Origin of the sequence: Streptomyces sp. NBC_01446 (genome assembly GCF_026340095.1) — a bacterium.
Lineage (GTDB): Bacteria > Actinomycetota > Actinomycetes > Streptomycetales > Streptomycetaceae > Streptomyces > Streptomyces aureus.
In genome coordinates this window covers 142,588-162,143 of sequence record NZ_JAPEPO010000003.1, presented here as the reverse complement: position 1 = coordinate 162,143, position 19,556 = coordinate 142,588, and the positions used below count along the sequence as shown (strand labels likewise).

Genomic DNA, 19,556 nt, shown 5'->3' with positions numbered 1-19,556 from the left:
CACACCATGACCACCCCGCACCCCGCGCCGTATGCGGACCCCTTCTTCACTCCCGACCCGAAGTCGGCCGCCCACAGCCGCATTGCGGACTTCGCCCGATGGGCGGCCCGGCACCGGGGCGCCGAAGGTATCCAGGATCCCACGGACTACCGTGCCCTGTATCAGTGGTCCGTCACCGACCTCGAAGGGTTCTGGGCCGCGGTGTGGGAGTACTTCGACATCGACGCGACGACTGAGTACGAGCGGGTGCTGGCCGAGGAGACCATGCCCGGCGCCCGCTGGTTCCCCGGTGCCACCCTCAACTACGCCCATCACGCGCTGCGCAACCTGCAGCCGGACGCTCCCGCGATCACCGCCCTGGACGAGACCGGAGCCGGCTATGAGATCACGGGCCGGGAGCTGCGCGCCCGGGTCGCCTCCGTCGCTGCCAGCCTGCGCGACCTGGGCGTCGGACAGGGCGACCGGGTGGTGGGCTATCTGCCCAACACCCCCCACGCCATCGTCGCCTTCCTTGCCACCGCAAGCCTGGGCGCGGTGTGGTCGGTGTGCGGCCAGGACTACGCGCCCAAGGCCGCCGCCGACCGCTTCGCCCAGCTCGAACCCGCGGTGCTCATCACCGCCGACGGCTACCTGTTCAACGGCACCACTCACGACCGCCGCGCCGCCTCGCTCGAACTCGCCGACGCCCTGCCGACGCTGAAAGCCACGGTGCTCGTGGACCACCTGGGCCTTGCCTGGCCCGAGGGCGGGGACTCGGGGCTGACGATTTCCTGGGACGACGCGGCCAACCGCGCCGAGTACCTCACCATCGCCCCGGTGCCGTTCGACCACCCTCTGTGGGTCGTCTTCTCCTCCGGCACCACCGGACTGCCCAAGGGCATCGTCCACGGGCACGGAGGGGTCCTGCTCGAACACCTCAAGATGCTCGGCCTGCACACCGATCTGGGCACCGGGGACCGCCTGCTGTGGTACACCACCACCCACTGGATGATGTGGAACCTGGTCGTCTCCACCCTGCTGACCGGCGCGACCACCTGCACCTACGACGGCAGCCCGGCACCGCTCGCGCGTCCGGACATCCTGTGGGAGCTGGCGGCCCGCCACAAGGTCACCGTCTTCGGCACCAGCCCCCAGTACCTGCTGGCCATGAGCAAGCTGGGCATCGAACCCTCCAGGCACGACCTGTCGGCCGTCCGCGCCGTCGGCTGCACCGGCTCCGCTCTGCCCGCCTCCGCCTACCCCTGGGTCCGCGACCACGTGGGCCCCGGTGTCCAGCTGGCCTCCACCAGCGGCGGCACGGACATCGTCTCCGGCTTCGCCGGCAGCGCCTCCACGACCCCCGTCTGGGCGGGGGAGCTGTCCGCCCCCGGCCTGGGCGTGGCGCTGGCCGCCTACGACACGACGGGCACCCCTGTCCTCGACCAGGTCGGCGAACTGGTCGTCACCCGGCCCATGCCGTCCATGCCGCTGTACTTCTGGAACGACCCCGACGGCAGCCGCTACCACGACGCCTACTTCGGCGCCTACCCCGGTATATGGCGGCACGGAGACTGGATCACCCTCACCTCGCACGGCTCGGTGATCGTCCACGGCCGCTCCGACGCCACCCTCAACCGCAACGGCGTACGCCTAGGCAGTGCCGACATCCACGACGTCGTCGAACGCCTCCCCGAGATCACCGAGGCCCTCGTCATCGGCGCGGAGGAACCCGACGGCGGCTACTGGATGCCCCTCTTCGTGGTCCTCGCCGACGGGGCCGGCCTGGACGATGCCCTGCGCGAGAAGATCCGCGACGCGATCCGCGCCGGCGCCTCACCCCGCCACGTCCCCGACGAGATCCTCGCCGTACCGGCCCTCCCGCACACGAAGACCGGCAAGAAGCTCGAGGTCCCCGTCAAGCGACTGCTCCAGGGCGCCCCCGCCGAGCAGGTCCTGAACCCCGCGGCGGTCGACCACCCCGAACTGATCGCCTACTTCGCCCGGTTGGGCGCGGAGCGGAACAAGCGGTCAACACACCACACATGACGTCGGTCAGGGGACCACAGGCCCACGTGACAGGACCAGGTCCTTGTGCCCCGCCCGGCTCCGCAAACCCCGTCCCCACGGGGTGGTGCCGGGGCGGTCACCCCGCCCCGGCACCACACACAACCGAAGTAAGAGAGAAATGATGAGCTTGACCGACCGTGAACCGCAGGCCCTCGATGTCCTCGACGACGCCGGACGAAAGGTGCTGTTCACCGAGGCCCGCACCGCGAACACCTTCGCCGAGGTGGCCGTTTCCGACGACGAACTCGCCCTGATCTGGGACCTCGCCCGCTGGTCGCCGAGCGCCGCGAACGGTCAGCCTCTGCGTGTGCTCTTCGTGCGCACCGACGAGGGCAAGGAGCGACTGGTCCGGCATCTCGACGAGGGCAACAGGGCCAAGTCGCTTCAAGCGCCGGCCGTGGCGGTCCTGGCGTACGACGTCGACTTCCACGAGCAGATGCCGACCGTCTTCCCGGCTCGCGGCGACATGCTGCGAGCGGCGTTCGCCGACCAGACGGAGAAGCGCGAGAGCCTCGCGGCCTACAACTCGGCACTGCAGACCGGGGTCTTCCTGCTCGCCGTGCGCGCGGCGGGGCTGGCGGCTGGTCCCATGGCGGGCTTCGACCGGGCCGGCGTGGACGAGGAGTTCTTCGCCGGTACCAGCTGGCGCTCGCATCTGGTGGTCAACATCGGTCACCCCGGTGCCGACCCGTGGTTCCCGCGGCTGCCCCGCGTGCCCGCCGAGGACGCCGTCGCCTATGCCTGAGGGCACTGCCGCCGCCAGGTAGATGAGAGGCGCCATGCCGTGGGCGCCGATGCTCTTCCGAGTACCGGCGCCCATTTTTCACAGAGGTGGCCGTGGTGGATTTTCCGCAGAGGTGTCAGGGCACGAGAACGGGACCAGGGCGCCGATCGGCACCGTGACAATAAATGCGCCGTCCTGCCGAGCTCGCGCATCACCCGCTGTCAGTCGGCCTCTTGCTCGGCGGGCCGCAGCCCGGCGGTCCACTTCTCCTCGATACGGCCGAGCTTCCACACGGCCAGGGCAGCAGCCCACGTGGCGAAGAAGAGGCCGACGATGACGAAGCCGATGGTGTTCAGGTCCAGGCCGCTGATCCAGTCCCAGAACGGGCCGTGCAGGCCGGCCTTGTCGGCGAGCAGGCCCAGTAGTTCGGCGGTACCGATGATCAGCGCGACGGCGACGGACAGGCCGGTGTTGGTGAGGTTGTAGTAGACCTTCCGTACCGGCTTGGAAAAGGCCCAGCCGTAGGCGAAGTTCATGAACGAACCGTCGATGGTGTCCAGCAGGCTCATGCCGGCCGCGAAAAGGACCGGCAGGCAGAGGATGGCGTACCAGGCCAGGCCGGAGGCGGCTCGTTCCTGACTGTCGGCTTCGAGCACTTCGTGGACTGGATGCAGCACACCACCGAGTGGGACACCAAGATCGCCCCGTGGATCGAGAAGTCCGGCGGCCTTGAGTCGCTCACGGGCGACAAGACGCGCGAGGGATTCGAGGAGCACATCCTCGGGAGCATGGCCGGCATGAGGCAGATCCTGCAGGACGGGCAGCAGAAGGCCGCCGCCTACTGGAACCCGGTCAGCTCCCTGACGATGTCGGAGATCATCAAGGCCGACCGGATCAACGCCGCCTTCCAGGAGGTCCTGGACGACCCCGCCGCCGAGGAGGCCCTCCAGCACCCGGCCCTCAAGCCGCTGCTCGCCCAGGCCGCCAGCTGACCCACACCCCGGAGGGGGCGCCACCCCACGCCCCCTCCGGGACCTCGGTATGACCGCGACTCGAAGCGGTGCGACCACGACTCGAAGCGGTATGACCACGACTCCAGCCGGTCCAACGACGACCGAGGCCGCGACAACCGGTGAGACATGGGCCGTCGGTGCGGGTGGGCTCAGACCGTGCACGTCGCCGTGATGCCCGCCGGCGGTAGGCAGGCGTCCGCTGATCTGGGGATCAGCCCCTCCTGACCGCGCCCGGGCGGCGGGCAGGAGGGGCTCAACGGCACCCTCCTGCCTGCACCTGTAGACATTCCATACGCTGTACGGAACAAGGTGATACCGTACAGCGTATGAAACATCCGCGCCGACTTTGCCCGCCCGGAAGGCACCCGTGGGCGGGGCTCGGGGCTGCGTCGGAGCCGGCTGGACAGCCGGCGTCCGCTCCAACCCCGCCTTGGCCCACTTCGTCCTGCCGCTCGGCCCGCGTGGCCACGTCGACACCCTGCACCCTCCAGGTCAGGGGCCTCGACCACGTGTGGGTCGCGGGCGACAACGCCCAGGTTCCCGACCTGGTCGCCGAAGAGGGCGCGTGATGCCCTCCCGACGCGCAGCACGCCATACGCGTACGCGACCCCAGCGTTCGCCGACAACGTGATCACGGTTCCGCGCGGCCGTCCGCCGAAGGAGTACCGGCACAAGAACTTGGGCGCGGTGGCCCGCACGGCCTCCGGCGTCGCGATCTTCTTCACCGAGGCGGTCACGCCGTCCCGCAGCCGTACTTGATCTCTCCGCCCATTTCTTGTCCCTTTCTCCTGCCGCCATACCCCCCGTCCCCTGCCTGGAGGGCTGTCCCCATGTCACAGAACACCGTCGCCGCCGCTCGCGGCGCTGAGACCACACCGGAGAATGGGCCTGTCGACCCGTCACACCAGCGCCGATGGTGGATTCTGGTGGTCATTTCCCTCGCCCAACTGATGGGAGTCCTCGACGGCACCATCGTGAACATCGCTCTGCCGTCCGCCCAGCGCGACCTGGGCTTCTCGGATGGCGATCGGCAGTGGGTAGTCACCGCCTACGCACTGGCCTTCGGCAGCCTGCTCCTGCTCGGCGGCCGGGTCGCAGACCTGGTCGGCCGGAAGGTGACCTTCCTGGTGGGTCTGACCGGCTTCGCGGCCGCTTCCATGCTGGGAGGCGCGGCGAACAGTTTCGGCATGCTCGTCACCGCGCGCGCGATCCAGGGCGGGTTCGCCGCCCTGCTGGCCCCGTCCGCGCTGTCGCTCCTGATGACCACCTTCACCGAACCGCGCGAGCGGGCGAAGGCCTTCACCGTCGCCGGCTCGGTCGCCGGTGCAGGCGGAGCCATCGGCCTGATCCTCGGCGGAGTGCTGACCGAGTACCTGGACTGGCGCTGGACCATGTACGTCAACGTGGTCTTCGCCGTGGTGGCGTTCGTCGGTGGTGCAGCCCTGCTGCACCGCACCCCGCGAAACACGTCCGCCAAGCTCGACGTCCCCGGCACCCTGCTGGTCTCCGCCGGCCTGTTCTGCCTGGTCTACGGCTTCTCGAACGCCGAGAAGCACGGCTGGGGTTCGGTGGCGACCTGGGGCATGCTGGCGGCCGGCGCCGTACTGGTGGCCCTCTTCGTCTGGCGGCAGAGCAGGGCGGCATATCCGCTGCTACCCCTGCGGGTCCTGCTGGACCGTAACCGCGGCGCCTCCTTCGCCGCCCTCTTCGTCAGCGGCGCGGGCATGTTCGGCGTGTTCCTGTTCCTGACCTACTACCTGCAGCAGAGCCTCGGTTTCAGCGCACTGAAGACCGGCTTCGCCTTCCTGCCCATGATCGTGGCATCGTCGTCCGCCTCCGCCGTGGCCGCCAACATCCTGGTGCCACGCATAGGCCCCAAACCGGTGGTACCCGTGGGCATGGCCATTGCGGCCGCCGGCCTGGTCTGGATGACCACGCTGGACATGAACAGCGGATACGTGACGCAGGTACTGCCACAGCTGGTGCTCGTCGGCATCGGGCTGGGCGCGGTCATCGCGCCCGCGATGAGCCTGGCCACCTCCGGTGTGGCCGCGGCCGACGCCGGAGCCGCGTCCGCTGCCGTCAACACCGTCCAGCAGGTCGGCGGGTCCATCGGCGTCGCCCTGCTCAGCACGATGGCCTCCGAAGCCGTCACCGACTACCTCTCCGGCCGCAACCCCAAGGACCCCGGCGTCCTGGCCCAGGCCGGCCTCGAGGGCTACTCCACCGCCTACTGGTGGTCGGCAGCCATCTTCGTCATCGGCCTGGGCGTGACCGCCCTGATCTACCGCCGTGGCGTGCCCCAGCAGGACGAGAACGCCGCGCCTGTCGTTCACATGTGATCAACGAACGGGTCTGTCCGAGACGGGCGCGGGCCGTGCTGCGGTCACCTGCTGCGACAGCTGCCGTGCACGAGGAATAACAAGGGGAAGTGTCCGGGCGCCTTTGACGGGGTCGTGCGGATTCTTTGAGGCTGCCCCGTTCCTCTTTCGAGAACAAGATCGGCGATCCGATCCGCCTCATCCTCGTTCCCTGACGAGTCGACCGAGCGCGATGGGCCGCCCCTGCGGCGGAGTCGGCCCATCGCGCCACCAACATCCCCAACCGCCGCCCCGGAGAAGCAGACCGACATGCGCGACTCGCACAACGCCACCGCATCCAGCGACAGCAGCAGTCCGACACGCCTGTCGGCAGCCACGGTGCGCACCCGCGTGACGGTCCCTCTCCGCTTCGGCGACGGCTCTACGGTGACCGCCGACCTCGCCACCTTCCACCACCTCGCCGACGGGCAGGAACATGTGGCCGTCATCCTCGGCGAACCCGCCACTGGTCGGCCCCCGCTGGTGCGCCTGCACTCCGAGTGCCTGACCGGCGACGTCTTCCGATCGGCCCGCTGCGATTGCGGCCCCCAGCTGTGCGAGGCGGTCGAGCGCATCGCCGACCGCGGAGGCGTCCTGCTCTACCTCCGCCAGGAGGGACGCGGCATCGGCCTCCGCCAGGAGGGAGGCGGCATCGGCCTCTACAACAAGCTCGACGCCTACGCCCTCCAGGACCAGGGCTCGACACCTACGAGGCCAACGCGGCCCTCGGCCTCCCCGAGGACGCCCGCGACTACACCGCCGCCGCTCAGATGCTCGCCGCCCTCGGCATCTTTGAGCTGGACCTGCTGTCCAACAACCCGGACAAGGCGGCCCAGCTGCGCACCCTGGGGCTTACGGTGACCCAGCACGTTCCCACGGGCGTCTTCACCACGGCCCACAACGTCCGCTACCTTCGTACCAAGGCGGTCCACACCCAGCACACGCTGCCGCTGACGGAACTGACGGCGGGCTGACCGCCGATGGCCATCGGGTCATGGCCCCCCTGTCGTCACCGCGATGCCGCGCGTGACCAGACAGACGGGCCGCGTTACCGAGGAGGAAGACGCGTCCCCGGCGCCAGCGGTCGCGATGCGAACCCGGAAGCTGTACTCGGTAAGCCGTGGGGTCGTTCTCGTCCGTCCGCCACCGGATCCCCGTGGTACCCGCTTCCGTGTTCAAGGCCGCTTTGACTCCGGCGGCAGCCCTGCCGGTGGCCCTCCCCGACTCGAGGCACCGGGAGTGAACCCCGGGCCCGCTGGCGAGGGAGACGTTCGCATATGGCCCGCCGACGAGCATGGCCGCTGCGACTCGTACATCCTTCTCAAGCCGCCAGCTGGTACGGCCTTGCTCAAAGCCTGGACGCAGGAAATCAAGATTTTCCTCCAGGAAACGGAGGTCGTGGTGCCCAGGGAGTCCGAGCCCGGGTGGATCGACTTGGACGCGGTGCTGGCGCACTTCCTCGCCGAAGGAAGAAGGCGGCCCAGCTGCCACTCACCGAGAGGCCGGGTCGCTCGGGGCCCCTCGTCACCGAATCCTGTTAGCGTGCCCACCCTGAGGCTGGCAGACTGAATTTGTGCTTCCGTTGATGGCCGCTACTGATCAGAACGCGTTCTCATCGCTTTCTGCCGCCAGTATTGTGTCGGTCAGTGCATTGCTATTCACCGTCGCCTCATTCTGGTGGCTCAACGCCAGACAGGGGCGCCTGGAGTCGTGGGAGCCTCATTCCTTTGCAGCGATTGTCCGCGGCTCCATGACTCGCCTGCGGCTTCCGCTCGTCCTTCACAACAGCGGTGCCAAGCCGATAATCGTGCAGGACCTCAGATTGAGCTTCCCCGATGAGCCCGCCTCTCATCTGCCACTCCTGTGGACGTCTTCAGCATCTCGTCTCCAACCCGGGCCGGACGAGGAATCGGAGTTGCCGACCGGTTTCGTTGTGGCCGGCAGAGAGGCGCGAAAGCTCTTCATCGAGTTCGAGGCACCGTTTTCTGGGTTGGTTCCGGAGGCCCGTGACTACAAGGTCCAAATCCAAGTGAGGGTTGGCCACCGCAAGGGGTGGCGCTCGCTTCTGACGTTCACCTTGAGGACCACCAACATCATTCATCCCGACCAGTACACCGTCTACCACAACGCCCCTGTCGAACTGACGAAGGAAGACCAGAAAAAGGCAGACGCTGCGCTCCTGGAGCTGTTGGAGGGGCAGGAGAAAGGCGATTCCGCCAAGGGCGAAGCCAAGCGGCGAGACTCTTCGGACGACGAGGGCAACACCGGCACGCCTCAAACGCCGACCTGACCTGCCCGCATTAGGGTGTCGCCGTGATCCAGCTGCTGCCCTGCCGTGCCGAGGGCCCGGGCGTTGTGGGCGTGCCCGCCGATCAGCGGCTTGCCCCTCCGGTGCCCGGTCCGCCACTTCCGACCCGAGGCAGGGAAGCGGCCGATGACCCCGTGGGTCCAGGTCTTGTCGCCGCTCGCTGACGACAGCTTGACGAGGCGGTACGCACCCACACCCTCACCTGCGGAGCCGCCATGCTCGCGGCCAACCGCGCCCCTGAGGGCGACAGGCCACTGCAGAGGACGTCGCAGCGGTCGCTCTCACGGAGCTTGCCTTGCTGCTGGACGCTCGCCAGGCCAGTGCCGCACTGAGGGAATCGACACTCCAGCGCGGGTGACCGCCGTCGGATTCGCGCGCTCCTCGGCGCCCGTACAGCGCAACGTGCTCAGTGCACATGGCTGATTAAGCGGGAGCAGCAGGTGACAGCTATGACCGGCCTACCGCACCCGGGTACTCGTAAACGATGCGTCATAAGTCGGAGCTCCGGCGGCGGTGGCAGCCGCGCCATGCGCTGCTGGCGCTTCCGCTCTGCCTGATCGCGGTCGTCACGGTGGTCGACACCCTGGCGCCGCCCGACGTGCACCTTGGCCCTTTGCTGGTCGCCGCCCCGGCGGTCACGGCTGCTATCGGTGGTGCCCGGCTCGTGGCGGCGGTCGGTGCCCTCGCGGTGGTGACCAGCTGGTGATCGGCGTGGTCCGCCGTGGGTGGCCGCTCACGCTCAACCACGAGATGCAGATCCTCTCGCTGGCCATCGTCACGGCGGTCATCGCGGCCTTCTGCTACCTGCGCGAGCGTCGGCAGCGCGAACTGGCGCAGGTGCGTTCGGTCTCCGAGGCGGCGCAGCGTGTGGTGCTGCGTCCTCTTCCCCGTCGCCTCGGCCCGCTGAAAGTGGCCTCCGTCTACCTGGCCGCTGAGGCCGAGGCCCGCATCGGAGGCGACCTTTTTTGCCGCCGCCCGCGTCGGCGAGGTGACTCGGATGATCATCGGCGATGTGCGAGGCAAGGGCCTGAGCTCTATCAGCGACGCAGCCCTCCTGCTCGGCGCTTTCCGTGAAGCAGCCCACCATCACGCCGACTTGGCCGGACTCACGCGGTATCTGGAGGGAAGCGTCACCCGTGACCTGGCCGAACTCACCGAGACCGACCAACGCGCCGAAGAGGACTTCATCACCGCTGCCGTCCTGGAGATCCCTGACCAGGAGCCCGTGATCCATGTGATCAACTGTGGCCACCCACCGCCACTGCTCGTACGCGGTCAGCACGTCACGCCGTTGCTGAGGTCATAGTCAGATCTCAGCAATCCGTGCGTTTGCGCACAGATGGTCCTTAACGGTGTCACCACAGCCTGAGCTGGGCGGTGGTGTCCTGTTGAAGGTCTCGCGGTTCCTTCCGCCTGTGACAGCGGACAGCGCAAGATCCAGGTAGGCGGACATCTCGGGTCTTGGCTGGCGGACAGCTCATCTCCCTGGCTGTTGAGCCATTCGTGGCAGTTCCGAACAGCGGTTCCGAACAGATGATCCCTCCGGGGTTTTGCTCGGTGATGACGAGTCGCCCGAGCAATTCCTCCCGGAGGGATCGTGAAGAAGAATGCCAAGGAAGTCATGGAGATCTTCGAAGCTCTGGACGCCACCGAGTGCGTGTATTCGGCGGCCCAGCTGGCCAGGGGCATTGCGTGTTCGCGATCGGTCCGGTTCGCCGGTCTCGCGTGTGACGTGACGTCATGTTCCGGTACCAGGTGGGATGTTCCCGGGAAGCAGGACAGGCACGGCGCTGGTGATCATGTGGTTGTCGAGACCCATGAGAACCGAGCGAGACCGTGCCTGCCCGAACATCATCTCCCATGCCCGCCAGGCTGGACCAACTGGCCCTCCCGAACCTCCGCGTCACCCAGCAGGACGCCGCCGACCTGCGTCGCTTCCTGATCTGGGTGCCCGATCCACGCGGCCTGCGAGGACGGCGCTATCCCATGCTCCCGCTGCTTTGTGCGGCCGCCGCCGCAGTCCTGGCCGGCGCCCGCTCCCTCGTCGCGATCGGCGAATGGATAACAGACGCCCCGCAGTCCGCCCTGAGGCTCCTCGGCTTCCCGGCCGACCCGCTCACCGGCATCCGGCCGGTGCCGCACGCGGCCACGGTCCGCCGCCTGCTCCAACGCGTCGACGGCGATGCCCTCGACGCGGCCATCGGCGCATACCTGAAGGCCCGAACGCCATCGTCACAGCTGTCCGAGCCGCCGCCGAAGCCGTCGTTGCGGGCGATCGCGGTCGACGGCAAGACCGTGCGCGGCTCCCGCACCACCACGGCCACCGCGATCCAGCTGCTTGCCGCGATGGACCACCACGGCGTCGTCCTGGCCCAGCGGCAGATCACCTCCAAGAGCAACGAGATCCCCTCCTTCCAGCCCCTGTTGGACACCATCGATCTGGAGAACACCGTGCTGACCACAGACGCCCTGCACACCCAGCACGCCCACGGCGCCTACCTCCGCATGCGCGGCGCCCACTACCTGGCCGTCGTCAAGAAGAACCATCCCGCTCTGTATGCGCAAGTCAGGAAGCTGCCGTGGGCCGACATCCCGCTGGAGCACCGCACCCGCGACAAGGCCCACCACCGCGTGGAGATCCGCCGGCTCAAGGTCGCAGCCTTCCGCCACCTCGACTATCCCGGCGCCCGCCAGGCCATCCAAGTCGTCCGATGGCGCAGGGAATTGAGTACCGGCAAGCTCACCATCGAGCGGGTCTACGTGATCACCAGCCTGGACATCTACGACGCCACCCCGGCCCAGCTCGCCGCCTGGATCAGAGGCCACTGGGGCATCGAGAACCTCCTGCACCACGTCCGTGACCGCACCTTCCGCGAGGACGACTCCAAGGTCCGCACCGGCCACCTGCCCCGCACCATGGCCGGCCTGCGCAACCTCGCCGTCAGCCTCTTCCGCCAGAACGGCGAGACCAACATCGCCGCCGCCCTCCGCCACACCAGCCGCGACTACCACCGCCCGCTGTCAGCCCTCGGCCTCACATGACCAACCCGGACAGATCGCGATCATGCAATGGCCCTGCCCAGCTGGCGGGGGTTGATCCCAAGACCGTGCGCCGGTACGCACGGATGAGGGACACCGGGATGTCGGTCGACGCCCCGATCATCAGACCGAAGCTGATCGACCCGTTCATGCCGAAGATCGAGGAATGGGTCGAACGCTCGCAAGGCAAGGTCCGCGCGGACAAGCTCCACGAGCGTCTGCAGCTGATCGGGTTCACCGGCGACGAACGCACGACCCGCAGAGCGGTCGCGAAGGCCAAGGAACGCTGGCAGGCCGGGCATCGCAGAACGTATAGGCCCTGGATCACCGAGCCGGGGCTGTGGTGCCAGTTCGACTGGGGTTGGGGACCGAAAGTCCCAGGTCCGGGCGGGGACGAGCGCGAGACGCTGCTGTTCTGCGCCTGGCTGGCATGGTCGCGCTACCGAGTCGTGATCCCGACCTGGGACCGCACTTTGCCCACGCTCATCTCGTGCATCGACTCCACGCTGCGGGCGTTCGGCGGGGTGCCGACGTATGCGCTGACCGACAACGAGAAGACGGTGACCATCGACCGGGTCGCCGGCGTCGCGGTCCGCCACCCTCAGATCGTTTCGGCGGGACGCCATTACGGCCTGCAGGTCCACACCTGCGTCCCCTTCGACCCGGAGTCCAAGGGCGGGTCGGAAGCAACGGTCCGGATCGCGAAAGCCGATCTTGTGCCGACGGATGCGAACCTGCGGAGCGCGTACGACAGCTTCGCCGAACTCCGTGGCGCCTGCGCGGTGTTCTGCCAGCAGGTCAACACCCGCATCCATCGCGAGACCGGCAAGACACCGGCGTCGATGCTCGACATCGAGCGGGGGCGCCTGCACCCGCTGCCGCCGTCCCCGCACACCCTCGCGCTCGGCGAATCGAGGACGGTACTGCGCGATCAGACGGTCCGCTTCGGGTCGGTGCGGTACTCGACCCCGAGCGGTCTGGTCGGCAGCGAAGCCTGGGTCCGGGCGGACGGCGACGAACTCGTCGTCGTGGTCGACCTGTCGAAGGTGCCCGTGCGGCCCGGCTGGATGCAGGGCCCGGCCGGCCTCTCCGAGGTAGCCCGCCATCCGCTGTCGATGCCCGGCCGTCCCGTGATCGAGCCCTCGCACTACCCCGGCCACCCGCAGGACAAGGACGGCTCGCCCCGGCCGCCGAAGCCCAAGCCTGTCAACGACGCGGAGAAAGCATTCCTCGCACTCGGGCCCGGGGCCAAGTCCTGGCTGATCGAAGCCTCCGCGGCCGGCGCAACCAGGATCCGGGTGAAGATGGCCGCCGCCGTCGAACTCGCCGCCCTGGTCAGCGTTGGCGAGGTCGACCTCGCACTCGGCCTCGCGGCGACCGCCGGACGGTTCGAGGAAGACGCACTCATGTCGATCGTCCAGCACCGCCGCCACGGCACCCGGCCCGCCGACCTGGTCGTCGCCGACGAAACACATTCCGTCCAGCCAGGCACCTCGGCCTGGGCCGACTTCGGCCGCCCCGGCACCTGATCTCCCGGTCCCGGGCCGCTTCGCGGCCCGGGACCGGGGCCTTCACCAGCCCGCACCAGAAAAGGAAGTTGATGATGACCGCACCCGTCATGGACCCCGCCGAAGTTGTTCCCGCACCCGTCCCCACCCCCGTTCCTCCACCGCCACTGGCACCGCCGATCCCGGCCGAGCTGGAGGTCGCACTCAAGCGGATGCGGTTCCCGTACTTGCGCAGGGCGGCCCCCGAGGTCCTCGCGACCGCCCGGTCCCAGCGATGGGATCCGGCCGAGGTGGTGCGGATCCTGCTGGAAACAGAGATCAAGGGCCGTGACGAGGCCACACGCCGCAACCACCGCAAGCAGGCCCAACTCCCCTCCGGCAAGACCTTCGACTCGTGGAAGGAGGAGGACTCCTCAATCCCGGTTCCGACCCAGCACGCGCTGATGACACTGGAATGGATCTCCCGCGCGGAGAATCTGGCCTGCGCGGGCCCGTCCGGTACCGGGAAAAGTCACCTGGCCGAAGCGCTGGCGAACAAGGCGATCGACGAGGGCATGAAGGTGTCCTGGTTCACCCTGGAATCGCTGACCGCCCACCTGGGGCGGGCGACCGTGGACAACACCGTCTCCAAGGCCGTCGCGAAGATCACCCGCTCCGACCTCATCGTCGTCGACGACATCGGCATGCTGCCCAGCGGTCAGGCCGCCGCGGAAGCGTTCTACCGCGTGATCGACGCCGCCTACGAGCGTCGCTCGGTGATCGTGACCAGCAACCTTCATCCCTCAGGATTCGATTCGATCATGCCGAAAACACTGGCCACCGCCGCTGTCGACCGGCTCCTGCACCACGCTCATATCGTCCTGACCGAGGGATCGTCCCTGCGGCTCACCCAGGCCACCACCGGACAGGGCGTCCAGCCTCTCGCCCCGGCCGGCTGACCTCTACAACCCGGCGACGCTCAGCACGTTGCGTATGTCGATCGGCGTCTTGCCCGTCCGTGCGGCAAGCTCCGCCACCGACACCCCGGCACGACGCTCCGCGACGATCACAGCAGACAGACTCCTGCGAGCCACGATCACCGCAGCCTCCGCCTCCCGCAACTGAGCCACCGCACGTTTCAGTACATCCTCTTCACCCGTCACACCGGCCATCGTCCCAGGGACCAATCGAGGGACGAACAGTCATACCGCGACGGGAGATGAGCTGTCCGCCCACCAAGCGATCACCTGTCCGCTCACCCGGACGGACCGCTGTCCGTGGACAGCCTGTGGGGCGGTTTTGCGCCACCTGCCCGCACCGGGTCAGCTTTGCGGCTGGCCCGGCTGGCGCGGGTCTTCTGGTCGGCTCCACGCGGTTTCGGCACGCTGGGCGTGCCCCGGTCTCCGGCCACTCCGGTACCGGTTGTGCCGGCCGATGCGAGGTCGGCGAGGTTACGGGCAGCGTTCTCGTCCCGGTCGATGACCAGGCCGCACGCGTCGCAGGAGAACACTCGCACGTGCAGGGGCAGTTTGGCTTTCACTGTCTTGCACGACGAGCAGGTTTTCGAGGACGGGTACCAGCGCGAGGCGACGACCGTGGGGCAGGCGTTGCGCTGGCCTTTGTAGGTGAGCTGACGGCGGATCTCTGCGAATCCGGCATCGGCGATCTTCCGTGCCAGACGGCGGTTGCGGAGCATGCCGGCGACGTTGAGGTCTTCGACCACGACGGTGCCGTACTCGGCACGCACGGCGGTGGTGAGCTTGTGCAGGGCGTCTTCGCGCAGGTTCGCCACGCGGTGGTGCACGCGGTTGCGTTCGGCGTTCGCCTTGACCCATCGTTTCGATGGTTCCCGGCGGATGGTCTTGCCGGTGGCGGGGTCGTGCACGGCCGGCCCCTGGCGGCGCGACACACGACGGGACAGACGCCGCAGCCGCTTGCGTTCGCCCTCGTAGTGCTTGGGGTTGTCGACGTAACCGATCTGTCCGGCACTGTCGGCCATCACCGCGAGCACCTTCACCCCGAGGTCGATACCGACTGCGACACCAGGACGGGCCACGGGGGTGATCTCCCGCTTGACCTCCATCTGGAAGGACACGAACCAGCGGCCCCGCTCATGCCGCACCGTCGCGGACAGGATGCGTGCCATTCCGGCCTGCACGCGGGCCACAAGCTTGACGGTGGACTCATGGGTGCGGATGGTTCCGAGCACCGGCAGCGTCACGTGCCCCTCGTCGGCCACGCGGATGCTACCGGTGGTGAACCGGCACGCAAGACGGGCCTTGCGCTTGGACTTGAAACGTGGCGTACCCATGCGGGCGCCCTTGCGGCGGCCGTTCTTCGACTTCGTGTAGTTGTCGAACGCGGCAGCCGCGTTGGCCAGGCCGGTGCTGTACGCCTCCTTGGAGTTCTCGTGCCACCAGTGGGCATAGCGCGGATCGGTGCGCTTGACCTGGTTGAACTCCTTACGCAGCGCGGGCAGCGACCACGGCCGCCACGGCGTCAGCTCCTCCTCGGCGACCCCGTACGAGGCTTCCGAATTCCGCTGCCACCACGAGGCCGTCACCCAGCCGACAGCCCAGTTGTACGCGGCCCGAGCAGCCCCGCAGTGCGACCGCAGCGCGGATTCCTCAGTCGCATTCGGGTCCAGGGCGAAACGGAACGCCTGCACCACAAAGCCCGGCTGCGCCTGGAACTTTTTCACCCTGAACACCCCCTCACTAGCCAGTCATTGACTATGCACTACGCATCATGGAACAGATCAACGGATGGATCACCAGCGGTGAAGCCTGCGAGCGGCTGGAAATCGCCTGGCGCACCCTCTACCACCTCCACCGCCAAAGCCCGGACTTTCCCAAACCTAAGAAGATCGGACGAACCCTCCTTGGGAGGCAAAAGCCCTGGATGCCTGGCGGGACAAGCACCCCAAACGTCAGAGAAAAGAAGACGTTCGTTGAGATCCGACTATGCATCCCGCAGCAGTTGTTAGCCCCTCATGGCCGACCAGCCCGAAACCCCATTGGGCCTGGGCGAGTTCTCGAACCCCAGCTACACCCCCGACGTGTTCCCACTGGCGGCCGACGACATCGTCCTCCTCTACACCGACGGTGTCATCGAGGCCCGCGACCAGGAAGGTACTTTCTACCCGCTCGCCGAACGGATCACCTCGTCGGCTGCGGGCTACCCCGAGACCCTCGTCCAATGGATCCGAGACGACCTGCTCGCTTACAGCGGCGGCAGCCTGGGCGACGATGCCGCCATGATCGCGCTCCAGCGCGCCCCCGCATCGCCGGCCGCCTCCGCATCCTCCCGACTCGTCCGGTCCGCATCGCGGTCTCTCCACAGCTCCGCCGGACACTGCACGATCGCGCCTCGCCCAGCCTCTTCGACGGGCACCAACTGGGCGCCGTTTCCACGCCGGGGAGGGGCACCTGAACGTACCCAGGAAGCATAGGCGGTTGGGGCTGGTCAAGGGGTCTGATCTGCTCAAACGCTGAATGGCTCCATGGGTCCAAGACGTCGGCGCGCTGTGGGTGCCGATGCGGCATTGGTTCGACCCCAACCAGGTGTGGGTGTGACTTCCGCCCGGCGAACTGCCGCCTGCCCTGCAGAGCCTGAGCCCGGGCACCAGCCTGGGAACCCTTGTGAACGCGGTGGAGACCGCTCACCCCGACCTGCGGGACCGCTTTCGCGAACAGGTGGCCGCCACCTTGGAAGAAGTCGAGGACGAGGTCGACGGTGCGCGGGGCTACCTTGTCGAGCAGCTGTGGCCGGCCGCGATCTGCTACGCCGTCACCGCAGCCGACCGTTTACGCGATCGCCCAGGCGGCCACTCGACGTGGGACCTCCTCGGTGACGGCTTCGAGGAGGGCAACCTGGCCGAGAACTTCGACCAGATCGGCAGCACTCTGAACGCCTACTCCCTCGGGCCCGTGTTCACCCTGCGGATCGGTGTGTCGGTCATCGCCGAAGCTCCCGGCCTTGCCCCAACTCGTGCGATGCGCCGGAAATCCTGGACTTAAGTGTGCAGCGTGTTGCCATGTCGCCGGACCTCGTGCTGTTGAAGTCATGCTGTCTGATGTGGAGTTCGCCGAGTTGTCGCGGTGGGCGGACGGGGCGATAGGGCCCCGTCCTGGCGAGCGGGCTCGCATCATTTTGGCGTGCGCAGGTGGGATGCCGAATACGTGTGTAGCGGCGGATGTCAACTTGACCCGGCCCTGAAGGGCCGGGCTTGGAGGTAGTGCCCGGCTGGCTGCTGGGTTGGCTCCTCCGTCCAGACACCCGCTATGGGGTGGCAGGGACGCGTGACTCACGCCCCGCAGTCCACACAGCAGCGCCGCGTGCGGCGATGTTGTGGGAAGCGTTCCGGTCTGCGTGGGCAACGACCCCGCAGTTCCGGCAGATGAAGAGACCTTGACCGACACGGTTGCGCTTGTCGGTGTGGCCGCACTCGCAGCACATCTGCGAGGTGTACGCGGGATCGACGTACACCAGCGGCACACCGGCGCGCCGGGCCTTGTAGACGATGAAGTCTCCGAGCTGGGAGAAGGCCCAGGAATGGAGCGTGACCCGTTGCGGCTTGCGGAGCCGTACCCTCTGCCGGATGCCTGTGAGTTCTTCCAGGGCGATACCGGCCGAGGTGCGTTCAGCCTCGGTCACAATCGTCTTCGCGATGACGTGGTTGGTGTTCTTGGCGTGCCGCTGCTCGCGGCGCGAGCGTTCCTTGAGCCTGCGCTTGGCGGACTTGGTTCGCTTCTTCTGGAGTTTGGCCCGCAGCGTTAGCTGCCGCTTGCGGTACCGGTTGAGGCCGCGCCCGGCGGCCTGGTAGCCGGTGGACGTGGTGGCGATGTTGGCGATGCCGAGATCTACGCCGACGAAACCGTCCGGCTCGTACACGTCGGGCTCGGGTACCTCGCACGTGGCGATCAGGTAGAACACGCCGTCACGTTCGATCAGGTCGGCTTCGCCCTTGCGGAACTCGCGGAGTGTCTTGAGCGACTTGGCCGAGCACAGGAACCGCACACCTTTGAGCCGACCGGCCGTCGTCCAGATGCTCACGGTCTGGGCGTCGTACTGCCACGAAAGGCACCGGTCGTCGTACGGCTGAGCCGCGTTCGGCCGGAACGTGATCGGCTTCGACTCGGCCTTGATCCGGCGCTTACTGCCGGTCTTGCCGAGGTTCCCGGCGCGGATGTTCGCCTTCAACGTGGTGTAGGCGTCACGCGTTTTCTTGATCACGTGTTGTGCCGCCTGAGCGCCGAGCCCGAGTTCCTTGAGCTGCGCATAGGTGTGCTTGCGCAGCTCGTACTCACGCGGAATGCCGCGCTTGAACGCCACCCGCGACACCCAGCACGCGGCCTCGTTAACGGTGCGCAGGGTCGCCGACAGCGCGGCGGCCTGGTCGGCCTCCGGTATCAGCTTCACCTGCGTCACGATCTTCACAAGACGGATCGTAGCATTGATCTATGTCACCTCGATGGGAACCAAACCCCAACATCCGCAGGGGCCGAAGCGTCGTTCATACCCTTCACGCCCACTTGGTCTTCACCCCCAAGTACAGGCGCGGACCCTTCACAGACGAGATCCTCACGCGCTGCGAAGAGGTCATGCGCGCCGTCTGCGCCGACTTCGAAACCGAACTGGTCGAGTTCAACGGCGAACGCGATCACGTACACCTACTCGTGCGCTACCCACCGAAGGTGGCCGTGTCCCGGCTGGTCGGATCCCTCAAGGGAGTCTCTGCGCGCCGACTCCGCCAGGAGTTCCCGGCCCACATCCGCAGGTACCTATGGGGCGCGCACTTCTGGTCGCCCTCCTACTTCGCCGCGTCGTGCGGGGGCGCTCCGTTGTCGATCATCAAGGAGTACATCGAGAACCAGAAGCGTCCCGACTGAGGCAGACAGCGCAGACCCGTGCACCAGCGCGGGTCAGAGCAGCCCAGAGAAGCGATTCCTCCTGGGCGTGAACGCCCAGGGTTCCTCGCTAGAACAAGCTGAAGGTGACTGCAGCAACGGTCACCGTTGCGGTCCTGGTCGCGTGGGTCGTCCCGGGGGATCCTGGAGCTGTGGCTAGGCAGAGCGTCCGGAGTTGCAGTCAGTGTGGCAGCCCGCTGTCCGAGGGCAGTCGGAAGTCACGCCGGTACTGCTCAGCGGCCTGCCGGACGAAACAGTGGAGATGTAGGCGTGAGCGGGAGGAGTGGTGGCGGAGCAACGTGGAGCTCGGCGCCGCCTTGCGCGAGGGGTATCCGTACCGTCCGCCGCCGCGGTGAACACGAAGTACGTCGGCGACATCACCGAACAACGGCGTCGGCGGCTCGGTCGGCACCTCCGCCCGACGTCCCCGCGGCCGGCTCGCGCCAGCTGCCCGCACCCAGTTCCGCAAGGTCTCGGGGTTGATTCCCAGATCGGCAGCGACCTGCCGGATCGTCGCCTCGGGCCGCGACTGGTACAGCGCGACCGCGTCGGCCTTGAACTGCGGCGGATAGTTCTTCATGACCACGAGATGTCCTCAGATCCTCAGGATCTAGTGTCTCGTGTGTCCAGGATCAAGGGTCAAGGCCCGCGATTCGAAGGCGCGTCATGG

Annotated in this window: 20 protein-coding genes and 3 pseudogenes; 17 read left to right on the top strand and 6 right to left on the bottom strand. The window is 67.7% G+C overall.

What is annotated here, in order from left to right:
- Positions 1-6: 6 nt before the first annotated feature.
- Together OG456_RS44890 and OG456_RS44885 are read left to right on the top strand one after the other, a co-directional pair.
- Positions 7-2,025: an acetoacetate--CoA ligase gene (locus OG456_RS44890; protein ID WP_266570911.1), complete on the top strand. Its 2,019-nt coding sequence runs from the start codon at positions 7-9 to the stop codon at positions 2,023-2,025.
- Positions 2,026-2,167: 142 nt separating this feature from the next.
- Positions 2,168-2,791, top strand: a complete 624-nt coding sequence (locus tag OG456_RS44885) for a malonic semialdehyde reductase (protein WP_266570910.1) — start codon at positions 2,168-2,170, stop codon at positions 2,789-2,791.
- Between the two features lie 200 nt (positions 2,792-2,991).
- Here the strand turns inward: OG456_RS44885 and OG456_RS44880 are convergent.
- Positions 2,992-3,399 (bottom strand): annotated as a pseudogene (locus OG456_RS44880) (HoxN/HupN/NixA family nickel/cobalt transporter); the annotation flags it as partial.
- Between the two features lie 39 nt (positions 3,400-3,438).
- Here OG456_RS44880 and OG456_RS44875 point away from each other — a divergent pair.
- From OG456_RS44875 to OG456_RS44850, 6 genes and pseudogenes are all read left to right on the top strand, one after another.
- Positions 3,439-3,762, top strand: a complete 324-nt coding sequence (locus OG456_RS44875; RefSeq protein ID WP_266570909.1) for a hypothetical protein — start codon at positions 3,439-3,441, stop codon at positions 3,760-3,762.
- Positions 3,763-4,183: 421 nt separating this feature from the next.
- A pseudogene (locus OG456_RS44870) lies at positions 4,184-4,476 on the top strand (NAD(P)/FAD-dependent oxidoreductase); the annotation flags it as partial.
- A 137-nt stretch (positions 4,477-4,613) separates the two neighbouring features.
- Positions 4,614-6,125: an MFS transporter gene (locus OG456_RS44865; RefSeq protein WP_266570908.1), complete on the top strand. Its 1,512-nt coding sequence runs from the start codon at positions 4,614-4,616 to the stop codon at positions 6,123-6,125.
- A 288-nt stretch (positions 6,126-6,413) separates the two neighbouring features.
- Positions 6,414-7,117: pseudogene (gene ribA / locus OG456_RS44860) on the top strand (GTP cyclohydrolase II).
- A gap of 43 nt (positions 7,118-7,160) precedes the next feature.
- Complete coding sequence (locus OG456_RS44855) at positions 7,161-7,712, top strand: SsgA family sporulation/cell division regulator (RefSeq protein WP_323136461.1); 552 nt, start codon at positions 7,161-7,163, stop codon at positions 7,710-7,712.
- A 16-nt stretch (positions 7,713-7,728) separates the two neighbouring features.
- Positions 7,729-8,433, top strand: a complete 705-nt coding sequence (locus OG456_RS44850; RefSeq protein WP_266570907.1) for a hypothetical protein — start codon at positions 7,729-7,731, stop codon at positions 8,431-8,433.
- On the opposite strand, the gene OG456_RS44845 is transcribed toward OG456_RS44850, so the two are convergent.
- A complete protein-coding gene (locus tag OG456_RS44845; protein WP_266570906.1) occupies positions 8,418-8,645 on the bottom strand; it encodes a hypothetical protein in 228 nt (75 codons plus the stop codon). The two genes, OG456_RS44850 and OG456_RS44845, sit on opposite strands and share 16 nt — an antisense overlap.
- A 290-nt stretch (positions 8,646-8,935) precedes the next feature.
- Between OG456_RS44845 and OG456_RS44840 the strand changes: the two genes are divergently transcribed.
- The 6 genes from OG456_RS44840 to istB all read left to right on the top strand — a co-directional run bounded on the left by OG456_RS44840 (position 8,936) and on the right by istB (position 13,936).
- Positions 8,936-9,157, top strand: a complete 222-nt coding sequence (locus tag OG456_RS44840) for a hypothetical protein (RefSeq protein ID WP_266570905.1) — start codon at positions 8,936-8,938, stop codon at positions 9,155-9,157.
- Positions 9,154-9,525 carry a hypothetical protein gene (locus tag OG456_RS44835; protein WP_266571816.1) on the top strand — a complete coding sequence of 124 codons (372 nt, stop codon included), beginning with the start codon at positions 9,154-9,156 and terminating at the stop codon, positions 9,523-9,525. The genes OG456_RS44840 and OG456_RS44835 overlap by 4 nt, the downstream gene beginning before the upstream one ends.
- Positions 9,449-9,757 (top strand): SpoIIE family protein phosphatase, encoded by a 309-nt coding sequence (locus OG456_RS44830; RefSeq protein ID WP_266570904.1) that lies wholly within the window; start codon positions 9,449-9,451, stop codon positions 9,755-9,757. The genes OG456_RS44835 and OG456_RS44830 overlap by 77 nt, the downstream gene beginning before the upstream one ends.
- 554 nt (positions 9,758-10,311) lie before the next feature.
- The gene (locus tag OG456_RS44825) at positions 10,312-11,493 is read left to right on the top strand and encodes an ISAs1 family transposase (protein WP_266557116.1); all 1,182 of its coding nucleotides are present in this window, start codon (positions 10,312-10,314) and stop codon (positions 11,491-11,493) included.
- Complete coding sequence (istA, locus tag OG456_RS44820) at positions 11,490-13,019, top strand: IS21 family transposase (RefSeq protein ID WP_266570903.1); 1,530 nt, start codon at positions 11,490-11,492, stop codon at positions 13,017-13,019. Before OG456_RS44825 ends, istA begins: the two co-directional genes overlap by 4 nt.
- 71 nt (positions 13,020-13,090) lie before the next feature.
- On the top strand, positions 13,091-13,936 hold the full coding sequence (istB, locus tag OG456_RS44815; RefSeq protein WP_266570902.1) for an IS21-like element helper ATPase IstB: 846 nt from the start codon (positions 13,091-13,093) through the stop codon (positions 13,934-13,936).
- Between the two features lie 3 nt (positions 13,937-13,939).
- On the opposite strand, the gene OG456_RS44810 is transcribed toward istB, so the two are convergent.
- Positions 13,940-14,149, bottom strand: coding sequence for a hypothetical protein (locus OG456_RS44810; protein WP_266570901.1), 210 nt, complete (start codon positions 14,147-14,149; stop codon positions 13,940-13,942).
- An 83-nt stretch (positions 14,150-14,232) separates the two neighbouring features.
- Entirely contained in the window at positions 14,233-15,678 is a 1,446-nt protein-coding gene (gene tnpB / locus OG456_RS44805) for an IS607 family element RNA-guided endonuclease TnpB (RefSeq protein ID WP_266570900.1), read from the bottom strand.
- 291 nt (positions 15,679-15,969) lie between these two features.
- Between tnpB and OG456_RS44800 the strand changes: the two genes are divergently transcribed.
- Positions 15,970-16,428, top strand: coding sequence for a PP2C family protein-serine/threonine phosphatase (locus tag OG456_RS44800; protein WP_266570899.1), 459 nt, complete (start codon positions 15,970-15,972; stop codon positions 16,426-16,428).
- Between the two features lie 190 nt (positions 16,429-16,618).
- Positions 16,619-16,996 carry a hypothetical protein gene (locus OG456_RS44795; protein ID WP_266570898.1) on the top strand — a complete coding sequence of 126 codons (378 nt, stop codon included), beginning with the start codon at positions 16,619-16,621 and terminating at the stop codon, positions 16,994-16,996.
- A gap of 262 nt (positions 16,997-17,258) precedes the next feature.
- On the opposite strand, the gene OG456_RS44790 is transcribed toward OG456_RS44795, so the two are convergent.
- The gene (locus OG456_RS44790; RefSeq protein ID WP_266570897.1) at positions 17,259-18,416 is read right to left on the bottom strand and encodes a transposase; all 1,158 of its coding nucleotides are present in this window, start codon (positions 18,414-18,416) and stop codon (positions 17,259-17,261) included.
- A gap of 23 nt (positions 18,417-18,439) precedes the next feature.
- Here OG456_RS44790 and tnpA point away from each other — a divergent pair, with 23 nt between their 5' ends.
- On the top strand, positions 18,440-18,868 hold the full coding sequence (gene tnpA / locus OG456_RS44785; protein ID WP_266569878.1) for an IS200/IS605 family transposase: 429 nt from the start codon (positions 18,440-18,442) through the stop codon (positions 18,866-18,868).
- Positions 18,869-19,067: 199 nt separating this feature from the next.
- Here the strand turns inward: tnpA and OG456_RS44780 are convergent, their stop codons facing one another.
- A complete protein-coding gene (locus tag OG456_RS44780) occupies positions 19,068-19,466 on the bottom strand; it encodes a transposase (RefSeq protein ID WP_266570896.1) in 399 nt (132 codons plus the stop codon).
- Positions 19,467-19,556 lie beyond the last annotated feature (90 nt).